This is a genomic window from Mucilaginibacter lappiensis, assembly GCF_900155965.1.
Lineage (GTDB): Bacteria > Bacteroidota > Bacteroidia > Sphingobacteriales > Sphingobacteriaceae > Mucilaginibacter > Mucilaginibacter lappiensis.
Genome location: NZ_FTMG01000001.1, coordinates 398,135 through 414,354 on the forward strand (window position 1 = coordinate 398,135; position 16,220 = coordinate 414,354).

The window sequence follows — 16,220 nt, forward strand, 5'->3', positions numbered from 1 at the left end:
ATGAAAAATAATAAGGAAAAAACATTCAAGAAAAAAATCAACAAGATTTACAGCTTCCGGCTTTCAGAAAACGCGAACTCATCTGAAACCACGGTTGGCGATCCGACCAACACGGTCATCACAGTGCTGACAACGGTTAGCAGGCCCACTCATTTAAACCAGGCCTCCGATCAGGCGCTGCTCCGTTTTTAAAGTCATACCTGCATCTATCCTATGTTACAAGATGAGCTCAAGTCGCTGGCAGAATGGGCCGCCGGTTTTTCGTTAACGAATACCGGCGGCGATCCGCTGCCGTCCGCTTCTTTGGCAGAGCAAAGTTCCGGGTACAAATCAGAATGCATCCGCATCAAAAAAGTCTGGACGGATCTGCTGTTGAGTCAAACAAAAGATATCGTTATCAAAAGATACATCTCCTTCCAGCAGCAGTTGATCTGCGAGCTGGCAGACCATATGTACGGGCTAACAACATCCGGTAAACCGGCAAATGCAAGCGTAGACGGATCCGGGACTGATCTGGCTGCGTCATTGTTGACCTGCGTTCTCGACCTCCATGATTTTTTAATACAATACTTCCGTAGCTATATCAATGAAAACGGGAAAATACCAAATGCCATTTTACCCGCCACGCGAAAAAAGATAGCGGAACCGGCAGTTGACCTAAGCACAGCGCTGCAAACTGCGGAGATGGACATAGATCTGAAAACCTGCATTTTGGATTATTTAAGCAGACTTGCCGGCACTGATTACCTGCCGCCGGGAACCTACCGGGAAATGGAGTATGTGCTTACCTTTATGGAGAACCTGCAAACTGTTATCGCTATCGGAGGCGCGGAGGATCTGACGCATGATGTTACAGAAATGCTTTTTTACATCAACTTTAATCATAGCAGTTTCATTCATTGGTACCGGGAAGATCTGGAGAGGAAAAAGGCATTACTTCAGGCTGCGGATCAGACCGCCCTATTGATGAAAGGGCTGCTGCAGCTTAAATCAGCGCCGGTCGCGACAACGATGCAATATGATCCGCATCTCCCCCCGGTAAACGTGCTGCTTGAAACCTGTCTGGCCGAGTATATCAGGCAGTTGAATTTCCAGGGAGAGTTTTCGGATCCGGAACAAACCGATAAGCTGGAACTGAAACTGACGGTGGCGCAGATGGCATTATTAACCAGGCTGCTTTACGATGAAGGTATTTTTCCTTTAAAAAACATTAAAGCCATATTGAAATTTTTCACGCTTCATTTTACGAGTAAAAAACAGGAACATATCTCCTATGCGAGTATGAACAAATTGTATTATAGCGCTGACCAGTTCACCGCTTACGCTGTGCGGGAGCTTCTTTTGAGCATGGTGGCAAACATAAATAAAATGCATTTTCCCACTTAAGCTACGGTCACGATACCTATTGTGAACAATGATCCAACCTTTTACCAACCTTTCTAACCTACCTTAATTTGAAAAATCACATACTGTTTCCCAAATGCACTTTTACTGTGCAGATCCCTTTTTCGCGATTCGATATCATATGCAGGGTGCTGAGATCAGCCATTGCCCGTAGAAACCTTATCTGGAGTCGCTTATGAATTATATATCTACCCAACTTCAGCTGTTTCTCCGTGATACCGTCCATCCGCAAAACTTAGCAGGTCAGCAAATTTCAGAAGAAGAGTTCTCCAGATGGAAATCGTTTCTTAAAGAAGAAATATCGGGAACACTGCTGGCCATACAAAACTCAACATCAACCAGTAACGGCAAAGAAGCAAAAGACCTCAGGGCCGCAGTCGCTATTGTATATCATCTCAGTAACACAGTAAACAGGTACCTGACCAGGTATTTACCTGTTTGGAAAAGGCATAACCAGGCAAAGGAGATCAAAACGCATTATAAATATACCATTGCTTTACTGAATAGGTTACAATCTTCCATTTACGAGTGGTATCCTTCTATAGAACCGGCATCACGGGTGACCAATTTTGCTTTGCCGCAAATAAAAATGGAGCTAAGACAGCAAGTAAAAACACTGGAAGGGAAACTAACCGGGTCCGGAATTCAGCAGGAGCTTCAGGACCTGGTGACACCAGGCTTTATCCAATTGATCAATAAAAAGAACCTGACTATCGGACAGGTAAAATATATCGAAGAGTTACTGGCAGATATTTCGATGGAACCGCTATTGAGTACACAGTTGTTAACCGGTTTATTGATCGTCCGCGATTTCAACTTGCCTGAGTTTTTTCTTTATTGCGTAAACAATATACAGGACAAACTCGATGACCTTCCGGGACTTCACGAACAAAAAGAATTCTTGCTGCAGGAAAAAAACATGCTTTATGATCTCGCTTTAAGGAGCGCAAAAAGCGCGAATGTTCAATCATCGATGCTATACCGGGAATTAAATAGCTTTCTGGATGAAAAATACCTCTTCCTCAAGCAGCTGGTCAAGGTCAGAAAAGATGCCATGCGGGATCAGCAACAGCCCCTTTCAGGTCTCAGATTTAAGATCAACCTGTCTGTGCCGCAATTCGGGTTATTCATCAGAATGCAAATGGAGCGGGATATTTTATCAAAAGAAAAGGTCGGGGATATTTTTGAATTTTTCGCCCATCATTTTTATACGGCAAATACGGCGTTAATATCCCCGGAAAGCCTGCAAAAAAAGTCCACCGATGTGGAATTTACGACCGCACAGAAAATGAAAGGGCATTTGATCGGCATGCTCAACTGGCTCAATACGAATTACAATTTGTCAAACTACAATTAAGATTCCTTACAAATTATTCTCCTGAAACTGCCTGAGCAGGCCCTGCTCTTTTAAAAGATTAAGCAGCTGGGTATACCAGGTAAAGCTGAACTCATGGTGCAGTTTCAATTTGGCAAGATTTACCTTCATCACATCCTCCAGATTAAACAACTGAAGTTTTTCCGCTTGCTTAATGAAAAGGCTATTCATGCCTAATTTCGAAAAAGAAATCAATAGGTTAGCTTCCTCTACCATAACATTGCAGCTCTAAATTATCAAAGTGTCAAATTAGTCTTTTAATATGAAAATGTAAACGCAATCTGTTAAAATTCAATCGCTCACTTTGTTTTTTCGACCGCCAATAGGAAATATGCTCAACTAAACAGGCAGGCCATCACCCCAAATTTAATTTCGAAGTAATTTTTCTAATTACTGTTTAATTTAAAATACAGTATGGGATCATTTAAAAACCCGCCTGCTGTAGCCGGTTGTTGTTTGATCATGGCACGGTCTTGGCGTATCACCAAAAACATACTATGATCAAAAAACCTATGGAAACTACAGAAAAAACAACCGACCTATTAAACGACCTGATCGAGATCAACAATGACCGGGCTGCCGGTTTTGAAAAAGCAGCAGCCGATCTGAATGATCAAAACGCGGACTTAAAGGCGACCTTCAGGCAACTGGCAGAGCAGAGCCGAACAAATGTGATAGCGCTGGTCGCTGCGGTAGGCCGAAACAACGGTGACCCGGAGACCGGAACCAGTATTTCAGGTTCCCTGCACCGCGCCTGGATTGACGTCAAAGCGCTATTTGGAGGCAGCGACCGCAAGAGCATCCTGGAAGAATGCGAACGCGGAGAAGACGCCATTAAAAAAGCTTACAGAAACGCTTTGGAAGAAACCGAACTGGATCCCGAAGCCCGCCAGTTGTTACAGGATCAGCAACAAGGCATCAGCGCCAGCCATGATACGATCAAACGCTTGCGTGATACGCAATAACATCAGGTTCGATATTTAAAAATAGCCGCCCCGATGGGATGGCTATTTTTAAATACCAGGTTTACATCTATCTAAAACATCAACACATGAAAGACCATCATAAAATTACCCGCCGTGCAGCAGTTAAGGGAATAGGAACTACCATCGTCGCAACGGTTATCTCAACACCTTTAGCTGCAGCCGCAAAATCGTCAGCGCCACAGGGGCTGGAGGACCCAGCCGCAAAATATCCCAAACCGCCGTTTAAGGGGCAATCCCAGCCATGGCCCGGACTAGCCAGTAAGATGGATCCGCGGCCGGACCATGGGGAAACAAGTTATAAGGGTTCCGGCCGTCTAGCCGGCCGCAAGGCGCTGATCACCGGCGGAGACTCCGGCATGGGACGTGCGGCGGCTATCGCTTACGCCCGTGAAGGTGCCGACGTAGCGATCAACTATTTGCCTGCCGAAGAGCCGGATGCCAAAGAGGTGATCGCATTGATCAAAGCTGAAGGCCGAAAAGCCATTGCTATTCCCGGAGACTTACGGGAAGAAGTTTTTTGCCAAAAGCTGGTCTCGGACGCCATAAAAGAGCTGGGCGGTTTGGATATTTTAGTGAGCAACGCCGGACGGCAGCAGGCACACGATTCCATTTTGGACATTACCACCGAACAGTTTGACTGGACCATGAAGACGAATATCTATGCCCCCTTCTGGATCATTAAAGCCGCCCTCCCGCATTTACAGCCCGGCTCGGTCATCATCGCCACGACTTCGGAACAGGCATATGACCCAACCCCTGACCTCTATGACTACGCCCAAACCAAGGCTGCTACCATGAATTTTGTAAAATCGCTGGCGAAGCAACTTGGAAAGAAAGGTATTCGTGTGAACGGCGTTGCGCCGGGGCCGGTTTGGACACCTTTGCAGGTAAGCGGCGGTGCCAGCCAGGAAAAACTGAAAAACTTTGGCAGTCAAACGGTTTTCGGAAGGCCGGGACAACCCGCGGAGCTCGGTTCCATTTATGTCCAGCTTGCCGCGGCCGATGCGAGCTTTGCAACAGGACAAGTCTATGGCTCTTCAGGGGGCGCAGGGCAGCCATAAAGCAGCAATGCAATTAAGTTTCATGACGGGCGCTGCAAAATGCCATCGTTAGTGCAACATCCTACAAACGGAGTAATACAAATTACGCCGTTTTTTTATTTAATGATCCCTACACTACTTTCGAAACCATATTTAAACTAAGAAATAACTATTTTAACTAAAAGTGTTTGTTTTTCTAAACAGCTGACGAGATCGGAGCGATCTGCCAGGGGCTGTAAACAGGCAGGAAACATTCTTTTTTAGCCATTAGGGGTTCTTTCAGGAGTTGGCATACAATTAGCATAGATGATCATATGAAGATATTGACATTGAAAACCCGCACCAGGCAAACAGCCACTGAAAAAATGATCAGTGCCATATTAGAAAGAAATATCGATGCTTTTAAATTGACCAGCAGGCAGTTCATTCGCAATAACCAGTTGTATTTTCCCGGTTATTCCGGCTTAATTGCCTAAATACTACCTCACCAATTCTTCGTTTTCAAAGGCAACAAGGCTATGAAGATGCAGGGGCACTATGCTATCAGTTAAAACCTATAAACTGATAGCTGATAAATCGTCAAGATCAAGCGCATCTTATCATTGAAAATCAGCCCGCTTTTTTAATATTTACACTTTCTTTTTGAAGAAAATTGATGCCTGTGTTGTCAGAAATCAGGGAGGCACTGCCGTTCTGATTTTTGGCAAGTCAGGCGTACCCCATTGCCAAACCGGCTGTTGCGGATGAAAGGAGCATTGGCGGTTTGGCGCGATTTTTACCCATCCCGCAGCCGGATGAGCTTTTGATAAACATCCTCCCAATAGGCTTTCAATCCCTCATCCAAAACGCTGAACGAGGGGTCAACATGCTGATAGTGACGGTAATCATCCGCCTGTAAGATGGCAAGTTCCAAATCAGTCACGGTAATTTCCTTACCGTTTAAATCAATTATCTTCATCAGAATTAGTTTTAGGCCACTTTCAGGGCAGCTGTTTTAAAGTTTTTGATGTCGAGGAACAGGCCACGGTGGGCGATCATGCCATCGCTGAGCAATTGCCACAGCAATTCCGCACCGAACACGGCCAAAGCCGTGTTGATATATAAATCCTGCTTCCGGAGGGCTTCCGCCTGTGAGCAGCTCGGCTCGTCGTTATCGTCCACGGCCTCTAACAGCCCTTTAAACTCGTCCGTCACTTTGGGCAGGACAGCCACGGTATTGAAGCGCTCCGATTCCGGCTGCTTGATCCCGGCAAGGGTAGCTAAGAGCAGCTGCCCTGTAAAACGGCTGTTGCCTAAATCCATCCAGTAAAAAGGCTTGGCACGGTCATTCCGGCTGTTGTTGCAAACCTTGCGCAGGGCAGCGGCAATATCAAACCGTGCGCTTACGGTGTCGACACAGGTAATAAAGATATTCGCCTTTCCAAAGGAAGGCAAGAGGTGAAGCGTTTTGGTACTGTAGCGTTCGGGGATTGCCTTCCAGTTCGTACCGTTACAGCGATTGATGCGGTTGATTAAAACCACAGCTTTAAAATGTCCTATTTCAGATGGGGCGAATAGCTGCCGCCCGAGGTTTGCCCCGGTGATAATGTCATCATCAAAGACGTTGACCTGCAAACCGGGCCGTCCGAGAGCAATCAGGGAAACGTGCATGCGGACGAGTTCCGTCAGCATGCGGTGACCAGTCCCTCCCGCTCCGATGAGGTTAAAGGTGATGGGATTAGTTGGATTGAGCAGAACGTCATCCGTAAAGTGCATGGCGGTTAATGTTTTCATTTGATGAGGTCTTTAAGGGTTAATTTGATAGGGATCAGTTTGTCAAGGGGAAAGGGTTCACCTGTGTTTACAAGGCTTTGCCACAGCTGAACGATATTGCCTTTTACGGGGCTTCCCCCGCCAAGCGTATGACTAAAAAAGCTGTTAAAGAAGTAGGTTTCCCACAAGCGGATAAACGCTTCAAGGCAGCAATCTTTGGGAATTTGGATGCTGACTGTGCCGAGGCACACTTTGCCATCCTCGTAGACATTAAAATAAGGGGTTTTATATAAGTTGGTATGCAATTCAGCGGGTGTGTCGGCATATAAAGCATACACCTGAAGCGTTCCCCGCTGCGCTTTCCAGATCATGGGCGGGATATTCGCCTCCCCGCTGGGGATGGACAACGTATCCTTAAACAAAAGCCGCACCTTTTGGGCAGGCGTTTGCCATAAGACAAAAGCGTTGTGCCCCCGGTTGATGTACAGTACATTTTTGGGCAACAGGCCGACCGGGTCTAAAAATCCCGTCTGCAAATCCTCGGAAGTGTCCAAAGCCCGGGCAAAGGCCATGCTTTCCTGCAGAGACAAAGGATGGGCGTTAATGGGTCTTCCGTTAGGGTCGAAATCAAAGGACTGCACGTAAATATCCTTTTTTACAGGATTCCGGCAGATCAGCAGGGCTTTAAACGGCTCGTATAAATGCCCGAATTGTTGGGCGATATCTTTTCTCATAACAGGTCGTATAAAATATTAGAAAGGTTTTCAATGAGTTCAAAAAGGCGGTATTCGAATTTCAGGTCTTTGATTTCAGAGGCTGTGCCGTCATGCACCCGTACGGCTTTGGGAATGGCGATTTCCGCAAAGTTCCCTAAATAGTCGTTGATCTGCCGTTGAATGCTATCAAACACCCATCCCCGGCTATCCCCGATAAAGGAGACGAAAGCTTCGGGTGTGGCTACTTCCTCCTCGTCAAAGGAGGAGTCAATGTTTTGGAACACCCAATTACCGGGAAAGTCAAGCGACAGCTGTAACGCTTCTTTGGCGACAACCAGGCATTCCTCCTCCAGTTCATTTTGCGGATCAAACTTTTCGATGTTCTCCGCAAAGTGCTCTAAATGATAGCGGTTATAAATTTTTCGGTGCATGATGTCCCCGCAGATTTCATTTCTGACAATGTCCGATAAATCCTCCTCATATTCGTCCGGCTCTTCCCCGACCGATTCCAGAAAAAACTCCCTGTTCATGGCGTATTCGTCAAAGAGGTAACTGCCTTCGTCCCTGTAATAGGGAATCCCGGCCTCCCGGTAGAGGTAGCTGATGACGGCAAGCAATAAATTACCGCAGGCCTTGTTTGCTTTAACCCGCAGAAAGCGGTAAAGCGGGATTACGGGGATATAAAAAAGCGATCCGCCAAACTCGTAGGCCTGCTCCGTAGCTAAAACCACCCGCCTGTCCCCTTTAGTCCGGGTGATCGTCAGTTCCGTTTCTTCCGGCTGTCTGTTTAATTTCCGGCTGATGTCCCGATGAGTTAACAGGATGTTGTAAGGGTACGGTACACCTCGTACTTCCATCGGTGTTAACCCATGCAGGTTGCAAAGAAGCGTTGCAGATTCATAAAATGCATTTTCCGTTTCCGCCTGCGGGGGCAGCTTCCCGGCAGCATGGCAAAGGGGAAGAAAGCTGTGGTTCAGAAAACCATCGGTACTTCGCGGAGCGGTGCTGACCGGGCTTTGTCTGTTAAGACCGCCTGTGCGTCCGGCAGCCTGTCGAGGTTTTGGGCGAATGTTCCTAATTGCTGGTAGAGTTTGCATAGTCTTTTTGATTTTGGCGGGCTGATGAAACCCGCCTTTATGTTGGCTGCCATGATTATCCCTTTGTTCCTAATGTGGTGACAAACTGGTATTCCGCTTTGTCGTTCTTAAATTCCGGCCCTACTATTTTGGCGGTGGCGAGGATAGCATAGATGGTGCTGTAGAAATCGCACACCTCTTTGGGGCTGAGGTTATTATCGGGATCAGTTAAGATTATCTCCTGCCCGTTTTCCTTATGGATAAAAACCCGTGGTAATAAATCGCTGAACATAATTGATGTCTTTTTTAATTTTATAATAATTTGATTTGTGCCAATTGCTCCTTTTTGCGGTTGAGGTCATTCCGCAGGTTTTTGAGTTCCGTTCCCTTTTCGGGGTATTCTTCCAAAGCGGGAATCAGCAGGATGGCCTCCTCATATTTACAGCTTGCGTTCAACTCGCCAATGGTTTTCATAGCGGTTTCGTAGGCCTTTTTCTTTTCCAGTTTAGGGTCGGGCATTTCCTGATCGGGTATCTTCGCTAAGGTGGTTACCGCTGTTTTGACGGCCTTATCGGTCAGGGCAGGTTTGGAGAGGGCCTTCGCTCTGTCCAGACCTTTGCGGTAATCCTCCATGTTATGAAAAATACCTGCGGTCTCCTTTACAGGATTGGCTATCGTGTCAAAAAAGGTGCTGTCCATTTCTTCGGGCGTACCACTTAGAATAAATGGCGGGACGACTTTGGCAGCCTGTGTCCCGTTGTTATGGATATTGAATAAACCCATAATTTTGATATGGCCTTGTTCATCGGTGGTGATGCCGATCTTCCAAACTCCGGGAACGTTAAGGCTTGCTATATTTTGAAAAAAGTTAGTGGTCATGTCGTTTAATTTTTAGTATTCATTTGTTCGTAATCACCAGCCTGTTTCATCAGGCGTGTACCCTTGCCCCGCTCATAAACTGCATGATAGCCGTTAGTTTCAAGGATGCTGCGGATATAGTTTTGTGCGCTCCCTGCCTGCTGTGCATCTGCTGCAGTCATATCCAGTTGCGCCAGTTCAGCAAAAAAACGGAGGCTTTTGGCTAATGCTTTTAAAGCTTTCCTTTCAGTCTTGACTGATAAATTGCTCATTATCTGTGCTTATTAAGGGTTAAAGAAAAAGTCCACAGCCATTTTAAATTTGGGGTCGCTGTGTTTACCCTGTCCGGTATAGGTGGTCAGGCAATGGTGCAGAAATAAAGCGCCGTAGCCATCAAATAACTGGTCAGCAAAGAGGCTGCTGCTTTTTTCGAGCTGTTTACCGTACCGTTTTATTTTGCGTGCGGTATCTTCGGAGAGCTGAAACCAAAAATCCACCCCGAACAGTTGGTCTTTCCAGACCTTGCGCACCTCTTCAGGGTTCACCCTCATATAGGCGGATAACTGCTGTACGTAGGCCAGAAAACCGGGCATTTCGGAAATCAGCAGAGCGTGTAACAGCTTTGCTTTCTGAACATTATTTAATTTATCTAAAGTTTGCATAATGATCGTATGAAGGTTAAAAAGCGGGGGATCGCTCCCCCGGTAACAGGTTAATTAAAGTTTAAAAAGTTGGTGTTGAGGTGTTGTCCGAAGTCCCGGCAGAGGTCAAAGGCGACCTGCGCCCGTTGCTTGCCTGTCCCCTCGATGATTGATTTGAATTTGGCCTCTTCGTCTTTGTAATTCCGGATGTTCTGAAAGTAGCCCGTAACGGAATTGTATGCGCCAAACAACGTCCCTGCGGTGGTTTCCATTTGCTGGGTTGGGCTGCTCATGGCATATTCATAAACCCTATCTACCATGTTGGTGTAGGTACTGGAAAGTTCATCCTCCTTACCTGTCATCAGGTTACTAAGCACCTCCTTATTCGGAACCATAGCGACCTGTATCAGTTTCTTTAGTTCCTTTTCGGTGATGCGCACCTTTGACCAATGATTAAAAACGTCCTGTAGTTCATCGGCCAAAGTGTTGCTCATTCCCATGAGCTTATATGCCTCTTTAAGACGGTCGTTGGCAGAAGCGGTGTGGCGTATCTTAATCGCCCCGGTGTGGTTGCGCATGGCAGCGTTAAGGGTGTTATTACAAACGATCCTGACAGGTGTAAAAGCAGCGGTGATGCTGCCAAAACCATCGTGCGAAGTAGTCAGGAAAAGGTATTTCTCAATAAAATCGTCGTTACCTACCCGGATATAGCCCGGCAATTTGGCGGTGATAAAAATGCGCTCACCCTTTCCCAAAGCCCCTGCGGTTTCGTATAGCATCCCATCTCCCCCGCCTACAATCGCATCAAAAAACTCGAAAGCATTGACGTTCTGTACAATTTCGTAATCCTTGCCTACTACTCCCAACACCTGTTCGGTATCACTACGGACGGTCGCAAAGTAATTCGGCACTTCTATTTCGGGTATGAGTATATCAGCATCGGGGTCGCCCAGATGGTTTTCGGTATCATACGTAAACAAAGACCGTTTTTCGACGGTATAGTCCAGTCCCGCATATTTGATGGCCTCTGCGCTTGTGGGATACTGTTCTACGTTTTTACCTAAACCATGCCATGCCCTTTCGTTCACGCTAAAAAAGCTGTACTCATTGCTTGCTGCGTTGTAATTTAAATTGTGTCCCATGATGTTGATTTTTTTAATTTTAAATGATTCCTGATTTTGTTTCGTTTTCCTTTCCTGATTGCCCTGATTGATTATTTTTAAAAGAAAAAGGGAAAAAAGAAAGCAATTACGAGTGCCGGATCATTAGCGAAAAGGAAACGGAATAAGTGCCGGAGGCTGGAAAAGCGAGGGACGAGCTTTTCCATTATGCCGTAGTCTTTTTGCCAACCCAACAACGACATCCGGCAGGACATTGGCTGCGCTTTTTACCCGTTTCGCCTAAAAATAGACGATTAAAAAAATAATGCCATTGGAGCCGGAGGCGATCCCGTTAGGGATAACAATGGAAATCCTTTGAAAAAGATTGCAATGAATAGCCCGGGCCGCAGGCAACGGCCAGGCGGGAGAAATATGAAAATTGCAGGTACGGGCTTGTTCGGACCCTATACGGTATCTTCCGGGGAATTGAACTAACCGTTGTGTTCGTCGGAGAATTGCTTATTGTTTGCTATTTTTATGATCGTCACCGGTAACTTAAGCAATCACGATAAAACCTTCCTTATGGGACAGATCATATTTTATTCCGGCACAAACGAAACGGGGGATATTATGCAGACTATTGATGACAGCGCGGGTCAGCATTTACGCCCGATGAAGAGCGGCGATATTCGTTCGTTAAAATTACTGAACCAGGTAAGGAGAGGCTGTTTGATCAGGCTTTATGCGTCGCCGGATGAAGACGCCCTTAAGGGGCGTGGTACTATTGAAATAAAACGAGCCTCTTACCTGGACTATGCAGTCCATACTTTTGATCACCTTATTGAAGATGAATATATCCGAATGAGTTTTAAACTAATAACCTGTTCTTTGGACATATAGGCTTTAATCGAATAAAAATAATCGTTCCCGGCCACTACCTCTCCTGTTTGTTTATTGACGACGTATAATTGATTGCGCAGGAAAAATAAATACTTTTCAGACTACGATTGAACTAAGACATAAAATCCGGAACCTGGCTGGCATCTATTTTGCTTATATTTAAGCAGGCAATGTAAACCAAAAAGTACTGCCTTTTCCCGGTTCACTTTCAACGCCCATCTCGCCATTGTGCTTTTTAATGATCTCAGCACAAATATAAAGGCCGAGTCCCAATCCCGTTTTCCCGCCATTATTGCTTTCCACCTGGTAATAACGTTCAAACAGATGAGGGAGTTTTTCCAGAGGTATTCCAGGCCCCTGATCAGTAACAGAAACTTTAATTTCCTGTCCGGTTTTTTCATAGCTAACCTCAATTATTACACTTTCAGGAGCGTATTTGATGGCATTGTTTATAAGATTAATAATCACTTGCTCAATACGGCCTTCATCTACGTCTGCCTCAATGGATGGATCACCTTTAACTAGGATATCAAAATCTGTTTCGTTTTTAATATGATTACAACAATCGTTGATCACCTCAAAAATGATCGATCTTTTTTTATTTAAATACAATTGACCCTCATTAATACGGCCAACGTTTAGCAGATCATCGATCAGTGAAATTGTTTTATTTACATTTCTGTTTGCCCGGTCGACCAGTTTGTGCATCATAGGATCGGGGTGACTGCTTTTCATTTTTTCCATCAACTGCAAAGTTCCTTTCAAACTGGTAATGGGCGTTTTTAGTTCATGACTGGCTATGCTGATGAAATCATCTTTCGCCTTTAACGCTAACACATGTTCTTCGGTGCTGATACAAGAGCCAAACCATTTGGTTATAACACCATCTTCGTTGACATAACGAACAGCTTTAATCAAATGCCATTCGGAATTACCCAAGTAATTATCCAGCCTTATTTCAATATGCAGATCACTACCAATCCTGATACTTTTCCTCCAGGCTTCAATGAATTTTTTACGGTCTTCCGTAAATATCCTTGAAAGCACCGACGACGGTTTAAAGCCCTTTTCAGGTAGATTAAAATATTGAATAAAGCGTTGATTGACATAGTCGATATTACCATTGGCAGTAGCTGTCCATATCATTTCAGGAATAAGATCGGCTAAAAACTGAAAAGTTCTTTTTTCTTCTTCTGCTATCTTTTTAGCTTTCAGCAGTTCCGCCTCGTAAGACTTGCGATCTGTTATATCATATACAGCTATATTAATGGCGAGCACGGTGCCAGACACATCTTTCATGGCCTTAGCGCTTAACAAAACAGGCAAGATTGATCCGTCTTTTTTTAAAATTTCATAGCTCAGTTCTTTTACGTGCCCCTTAACACCGATCATCGGTTTAAAGAACATCTCGAAATGGATCTTACCGCCTTTTGACAATAAGTCCGTAAACTTCTTTTTATACAATAACGATTTAGATGTGTAGCTGAGCCAAGTCAGCAGGGTATTATTGAGCTTGATGATCGTTCCATCCGGCAATAAGGACACATAGCCGCAGGGAGCCTCCTGATATAAGATTTCACTATCAATTAATCCATCTAAAAGATCCTTATCTACTTGAACTGACACGGTTTATCTAAATTCTATTATATAAATGCCTTTATGGCTCTAATCGTTTCTTCAGGTTCACTGATATGCGGACAATGGCCGGTAGCCCTCATAATGAATAATGAATTATCAGCAGTATGCTTGTTTACATAATTTCCTACCTCAAGCGGCGCGATAATATCTTCAGAGCATTGTAAGGTAAGACTTTTTATACGGAGTTTATCCAGATCAGCCCTGTTATCCGAAAAGAAGGTGACCCTTGCAAACTCCCTGGCAATAACCGGATCGTTAGAACAAAAGCTGTCCGTCAGGAATTCCCCCAGCTCCGGACGATCAGGGTTACCCATGATAGCGGGAGCCAATGCACTCGACCATCCCAGGTAATTGCTATCCATGAATTCAAATAAATTTTCCAGATCAGCACGCTCAAATCCTCCTGTATAATCCTCGTCATTTAAATAACGGGGCGATGGACCTATAAATACCAGCTTTTGAAAATAAGCAGGCTGTTTTATCGCGGCAAGTATACCGATCATACTGCTGACGGAATGCCCTACAAAAATAGAATCCTTTAATTGCAATGCTTCGCAAATATCCAGCACATCCTGGGCATAGCCGTTAAGGTTACCATATTTGAATGAATCATATTGGCTCAGGTCTGATTTTCCCGAACCTACATAGTCAAAAAGCACTACTTGGTAATCATCGGTAAAAGAATCAACAATATATTTCCAGGATTGCTGGTCGCAACCAAATCCATGCGCGAATAATATAACCTGATCTCCTTTACCTATGATCTGTACATTATTTCTCTTTAAAATAGATTCCATATATCGATAATCCCACATCTTTTTAGGTGACAATAAAAACGACTGAATGAATTAATTGTTTACGTTGGCCACTTCAATTCAACAATCTTACATTTTAAAGACGTATATAATTTAATTTAAACGTCAGAAAAAGACTAAATAGCTTTTTTTATTATATAGTCGATCTTCCAGTTAAAGATAAACCAGATAGCTGCATGTCTAGGTCGTAATCAAATTTTTTATTATTGCCTTTGGCCAATTCGATCATCACGGTGACATTCTTTTGTTCAAGCCAGTTTTCCATCTTTATATTCTTTAACATATCGCTTATAATATCGTTTAACTTGTTCGGCATAAGCGAGTGCATATTCCAGCAGGGGTGCCTGCCACTCGGTCGAACGGCCAAAGGCGATCAGGTCATCTATATTAGATGAGCCCTGCAGCCCCCCACTGCGCAACTGAGAGGAGGCGGTTAAAACACCCATATCGTCAATAACCTGATACATTCCCCGATAGTCGTCCTTCAATAGCTTGAATTTAATCGTGTCCTTAACCGGTTGTAATTCCTGGATCAGAAAGCTTTCTCCACGGAAACTGGTTGTACTCAGCAGCGCTGCCGACACGTTCTGCATCCGGCGCTGGATGCTGGTCACCCGTTCAGCGTCACTCTCCCATTGCAATTGCTGCACCGCAACATGCGGCAACGGCGATGCCGCGCGACACTGCTTCATATCGAGCATCAGGTAATGCTGCCTGGTGTTCGTGCTCTTCAACAGGAAGAGGTAACGCTTGAGTCCAATACTGCCAGTACCCGCCAGTCGAAAGACAACGCTTTTAACTTTATAATTATAGGGTCCGTCACTACTTGTTGATATCCATTCCTGAATATGCGCCGCCAATTCTGCCTGTAATTTTTTATCGAGTTTGAAATGGCGTTCATCTTCCAGGGAAAAAATACGCTTTTTACGATCATTGATCGTCCGTTTTCGAAGAAGGTCCTTATAGGTACTTTTTTCGGCCTTCTTTAAAAAATCGCAAACAATGCCACGCGCGGTTCGGGGTTCTATACTTTTGGCCTTGCCCAGTTCCAGCGTGGCGGAATAAGACCTCAGGTAGAGCTCTGCCATCCTCCTGGCCTTTCTTGGTCCGATCTTCACTTGGTCGAATGCGATGAAAATACTGGTGACCATACGCACCAGTTCATAAGAGGCAGGTGCCAGTAACGCTTCATCAAAATCGTTCAGATCAAAATAAACCAGTTTATTGTCTCCCCGGTAACTGCCAAAATTCTCAATATGTAAATCCCCGCAGATCCAGGCCAGCGGCGATAAGGGCAAAGGTGTAGCGTGTGCCAGGTCTTCATAGAATAAATGACAGGTACCCCGAAAGAACCGGAAGGCACTCTCAGCCATGCCTTCATATTTCAGTTCCAGCATATCTGGCAGTAAGCCAGCATTAAACGCGATCAGGCGTTCAAATAGTTCAATTAGATCCATGTTATCGGGATTTGGAGTTTCGGCTGCCGGACTTCCGCCTTTGGTTTTCTTCGGCAGCATCTATGGAATGTGTACGGGTGATATCATGCTCTTTTTCTGCCAAAGCCGATAGGCGAATATAAAACCGTCGCAGCTCATCCAATTCCTTTTCAGTCAGACTCTCGATATCCACGATACGGTTACTGGTACCCTCATGCGAGGCCAGTAATTCGTTCAATTTCAGGTGTATGGCCTTAGAATCCTTATTTTGTGATTTCTGGATCAGGAAAACCATCAAAAACGTAATGATGGTCGTACCCGTATTGATCACCAGCTGCCAGGTCTCGGAATAATGGAACAAAGGTCCGCTGACCGCCCAAATAAGTACAGCCGCCGCGGCGCTGATAAAAGCAGCTGAACTGCCGGCAGCGGTTGTAGACCAATTGGAAAATCGCTCAAATAAGTTAATTTTTTTTTTCATAA

The 16,220-nt window shown here is 45.0% G+C and carries 21 protein-coding genes; 7 read left to right on the forward strand and 14 right to left on the reverse strand.

Annotated elements, in window-relative coordinates:
* From BW976_RS01655 to BW976_RS01665, 3 genes are all read left to right on the forward strand, one after another.
* On the forward strand, positions 1-192 hold the full coding sequence (locus BW976_RS01655; RefSeq protein WP_076369741.1) for a hypothetical protein: 192 nt from the start codon (positions 1-3) through the stop codon (positions 190-192).
* A 21-nt stretch (positions 193-213) separates the two neighbouring features.
* Positions 214-1,386 carry a hypothetical protein gene (locus BW976_RS01660; RefSeq protein WP_076369743.1) on the forward strand — a complete coding sequence of 391 codons (1,173 nt, stop codon included), beginning with the start codon at positions 214-216 and terminating at the stop codon, positions 1,384-1,386.
* Between the two features lie 193 nt (positions 1,387-1,579).
* Entirely contained in the window at positions 1,580-2,761 is a 1,182-nt protein-coding gene (locus BW976_RS01665; protein ID WP_076369745.1) for a hypothetical protein, read from the forward strand.
* Positions 2,762-2,767: 6 nt separating this feature from the next.
* Here the strand turns inward: BW976_RS01665 and BW976_RS01670 are convergent, their stop codons facing one another.
* On the reverse strand, positions 2,768-2,995 hold the full coding sequence (locus BW976_RS01670) for a hypothetical protein (RefSeq protein WP_076369747.1): 228 nt from the start codon (positions 2,993-2,995) through the stop codon (positions 2,768-2,770).
* 281 nt (positions 2,996-3,276) lie between these two features.
* On the opposite strand from BW976_RS01670, the gene BW976_RS01675 reads away from it, so the two are divergent.
* From BW976_RS01675 to BW976_RS29180, 3 genes are all read left to right on the forward strand, one after another.
* The gene (locus tag BW976_RS01675; RefSeq protein ID WP_245834597.1) at positions 3,277-3,744 is read left to right on the forward strand and encodes a ferritin-like domain-containing protein; all 468 of its coding nucleotides are present in this window, start codon (positions 3,277-3,279) and stop codon (positions 3,742-3,744) included.
* 86 nt (positions 3,745-3,830) lie between these two features.
* Entirely contained in the window at positions 3,831-4,826 is a 996-nt protein-coding gene (locus BW976_RS01680) for an SDR family oxidoreductase (protein WP_076370608.1), read from the forward strand.
* A gap of 293 nt (positions 4,827-5,119) precedes the next feature.
* On the forward strand, positions 5,120-5,281 hold the full coding sequence (locus BW976_RS29180) for a hypothetical protein (RefSeq protein WP_175614008.1): 162 nt from the start codon (positions 5,120-5,122) through the stop codon (positions 5,279-5,281).
* A 299-nt stretch (positions 5,282-5,580) separates the two neighbouring features.
* Here the strand turns inward: BW976_RS29180 and BW976_RS01685 are convergent, their stop codons facing one another.
* From BW976_RS01685 to BW976_RS01725, 9 genes are read right to left on the reverse strand one after another with little or no spacing between them, the layout of a single operon-like run.
* A complete protein-coding gene (locus tag BW976_RS01685; protein WP_076369749.1) occupies positions 5,581-5,763 on the reverse strand; it encodes a hypothetical protein in 183 nt (60 codons plus the stop codon).
* A gap of 11 nt (positions 5,764-5,774) precedes the next feature.
* Positions 5,775-6,578 (reverse strand): PRTRC system ThiF family protein, encoded by an 804-nt coding sequence (locus BW976_RS01690; RefSeq protein WP_076369751.1) that lies wholly within the window; start codon positions 6,576-6,578, stop codon positions 5,775-5,777.
* On the reverse strand, positions 6,575-7,291 hold the full coding sequence (locus tag BW976_RS01695; RefSeq protein ID WP_076369753.1) for a PRTRC system protein B: 717 nt from the start codon (positions 7,289-7,291) through the stop codon (positions 6,575-6,577). The genes BW976_RS01690 and BW976_RS01695 overlap by 4 nt, the downstream gene beginning before the upstream one ends.
* Positions 7,288-8,370, reverse strand: coding sequence for a hypothetical protein (locus tag BW976_RS01700; protein WP_139332161.1), 1,083 nt, complete (start codon positions 8,368-8,370; stop codon positions 7,288-7,290). The genes BW976_RS01695 and BW976_RS01700 overlap by 4 nt, the downstream gene beginning before the upstream one ends.
* A gap of 55 nt (positions 8,371-8,425) precedes the next feature.
* Positions 8,426-8,641, reverse strand: coding sequence for a PRTRC system protein C (locus BW976_RS01705; protein WP_076369757.1), 216 nt, complete (start codon positions 8,639-8,641; stop codon positions 8,426-8,428).
* 20 nt (positions 8,642-8,661) lie between these two features.
* On the reverse strand, positions 8,662-9,228 hold the full coding sequence (locus BW976_RS01710; RefSeq protein ID WP_076369759.1) for a PRTRC system protein E: 567 nt from the start codon (positions 9,226-9,228) through the stop codon (positions 8,662-8,664).
* Positions 9,229-9,233: 5 nt separating this feature from the next.
* Positions 9,234-9,479 (reverse strand): hypothetical protein, encoded by a 246-nt coding sequence (locus tag BW976_RS01715; RefSeq protein ID WP_076369761.1) that lies wholly within the window; start codon positions 9,477-9,479, stop codon positions 9,234-9,236.
* Between the two features lie 12 nt (positions 9,480-9,491).
* Positions 9,492-9,869: a hypothetical protein gene (locus BW976_RS01720; protein ID WP_076369763.1), complete on the reverse strand. Its 378-nt coding sequence runs from the start codon at positions 9,867-9,869 to the stop codon at positions 9,492-9,494.
* 50 nt (positions 9,870-9,919) lie between these two features.
* Positions 9,920-10,990: a DUF932 domain-containing protein gene (locus BW976_RS01725; RefSeq protein ID WP_076369765.1), complete on the reverse strand. Its 1,071-nt coding sequence runs from the start codon at positions 10,988-10,990 to the stop codon at positions 9,920-9,922.
* A gap of 540 nt (positions 10,991-11,530) precedes the next feature.
* Between BW976_RS01725 and BW976_RS01730 the strand changes: the two genes are divergently transcribed.
* On the forward strand, positions 11,531-11,848 hold the full coding sequence (locus BW976_RS01730; protein ID WP_139332162.1) for a hypothetical protein: 318 nt from the start codon (positions 11,531-11,533) through the stop codon (positions 11,846-11,848).
* Between the two features lie 159 nt (positions 11,849-12,007).
* Here the strand turns inward: BW976_RS01730 and BW976_RS01735 are convergent, their stop codons facing one another.
* The 4 genes from BW976_RS01735 to BW976_RS01750 all read right to left on the reverse strand — a co-directional run bounded on the left by BW976_RS01735 (position 12,008) and on the right by BW976_RS01750 (position 16,218).
* Positions 12,008-13,474: a sensor histidine kinase gene (locus tag BW976_RS01735; RefSeq protein ID WP_076369769.1), complete on the reverse strand. Its 1,467-nt coding sequence runs from the start codon at positions 13,472-13,474 to the stop codon at positions 12,008-12,010.
* 17 nt (positions 13,475-13,491) lie between these two features.
* Positions 13,492-14,283: an alpha/beta fold hydrolase gene (locus BW976_RS01740; protein ID WP_076369771.1), complete on the reverse strand. Its 792-nt coding sequence runs from the start codon at positions 14,281-14,283 to the stop codon at positions 13,492-13,494.
* Between the two features lie 266 nt (positions 14,284-14,549).
* Positions 14,550-15,818 carry a DUF2252 domain-containing protein gene (locus tag BW976_RS01745; protein WP_084192011.1) on the reverse strand — a complete coding sequence of 423 codons (1,269 nt, stop codon included), beginning with the start codon at positions 15,816-15,818 and terminating at the stop codon, positions 14,550-14,552.
* The gene (locus tag BW976_RS01750) at positions 15,760-16,218 is read right to left on the reverse strand and encodes a low affinity iron permease family protein (RefSeq protein WP_076369775.1); all 459 of its coding nucleotides are present in this window, start codon (positions 16,216-16,218) and stop codon (positions 15,760-15,762) included. Before BW976_RS01750 ends, BW976_RS01745 begins: the two co-directional genes overlap by 59 nt.
* Between the last annotated feature and the right edge of the window lie 2 nt (positions 16,219-16,220).

Coding starts and splice junctions, on each gene's coding strand:
- BW976_RS01740 (WP_076369771.1), bottom strand. CDS start 14,283: ATGGAATCTATTTTAAAGAGAAATAATGTACAGATCATAGGTAAAGGA.
- BW976_RS01720 (WP_076369763.1), bottom strand. CDS start 9,869: ATGCAAACTTTAGATAAATTAAATAATGTTCAGAAAGCAAAGCTGTTA.
- BW976_RS01655 (WP_076369741.1), top strand. CDS start 1: ATGAAAAATAATAAGGAAAAAACATTCAAGAAAAAAATCAACAAGATT.
- BW976_RS01660 (WP_076369743.1), top strand. CDS start 214: ATGTTACAAGATGAGCTCAAGTCGCTGGCAGAATGGGCCGCCGGTTTT.
- BW976_RS01675 (WP_245834597.1), top strand. CDS start 3,277: ATGATCAAAAAACCTATGGAAACTACAGAAAAAACAACCGACCTATTA.
- BW976_RS01680 (WP_076370608.1), top strand. CDS start 3,831: ATGAAAGACCATCATAAAATTACCCGCCGTGCAGCAGTTAAGGGAATA.
- BW976_RS01665 (WP_076369745.1), top strand. CDS start 1,580: ATGAATTATATATCTACCCAACTTCAGCTGTTTCTCCGTGATACCGTC.
- BW976_RS01690 (WP_076369751.1), bottom strand. CDS start 6,578: ATGAAAACATTAACCGCCATGCACTTTACGGATGACGTTCTGCTCAAT.
- BW976_RS01725 (WP_076369765.1), bottom strand. CDS start 10,990: ATGGGACACAATTTAAATTACAACGCAGCAAGCAATGAGTACAGCTTT.
- BW976_RS01710 (WP_076369759.1), bottom strand. CDS start 9,228: ATGACCACTAACTTTTTTCAAAATATAGCAAGCCTTAACGTTCCCGGA.
- BW976_RS01700 (WP_139332161.1), bottom strand. CDS start 8,370: ATGCAAACTCTACCAGCAATTAGGAACATTCGCCCAAAACCTCGACAG.
- BW976_RS29180 (WP_175614008.1), top strand. CDS start 5,120: ATGAAGATATTGACATTGAAAACCCGCACCAGGCAAACAGCCACTGAA.
- BW976_RS01745 (WP_084192011.1), bottom strand. CDS start 15,818: ATGCTGCCGAAGAAAACCAAAGGCGGAAGTCCGGCAGCCGAAACTCCA.
- BW976_RS01695 (WP_076369753.1), bottom strand. CDS start 7,291: ATGAGAAAAGATATCGCCCAACAATTCGGGCATTTATACGAGCCGTTT.
- BW976_RS01750 (WP_076369775.1), bottom strand. CDS start 16,218: ATGAAAAAAAAAATTAACTTATTTGAGCGATTTTCCAATTGGTCTACA.
- BW976_RS01670 (WP_076369747.1), bottom strand. CDS start 2,995: ATGGTAGAGGAAGCTAACCTATTGATTTCTTTTTCGAAATTAGGCATG.
- BW976_RS01705 (WP_076369757.1), bottom strand. CDS start 8,641: ATGTTCAGCGATTTATTACCACGGGTTTTTATCCATAAGGAAAACGGG.
- BW976_RS01715 (WP_076369761.1), bottom strand. CDS start 9,479: ATGAGCAATTTATCAGTCAAGACTGAAAGGAAAGCTTTAAAAGCATTA.
- BW976_RS01730 (WP_139332162.1), top strand. CDS start 11,531: ATGGGACAGATCATATTTTATTCCGGCACAAACGAAACGGGGGATATT.
- BW976_RS01685 (WP_076369749.1), bottom strand. CDS start 5,763: ATGAAGATAATTGATTTAAACGGTAAGGAAATTACCGTGACTGATTTG.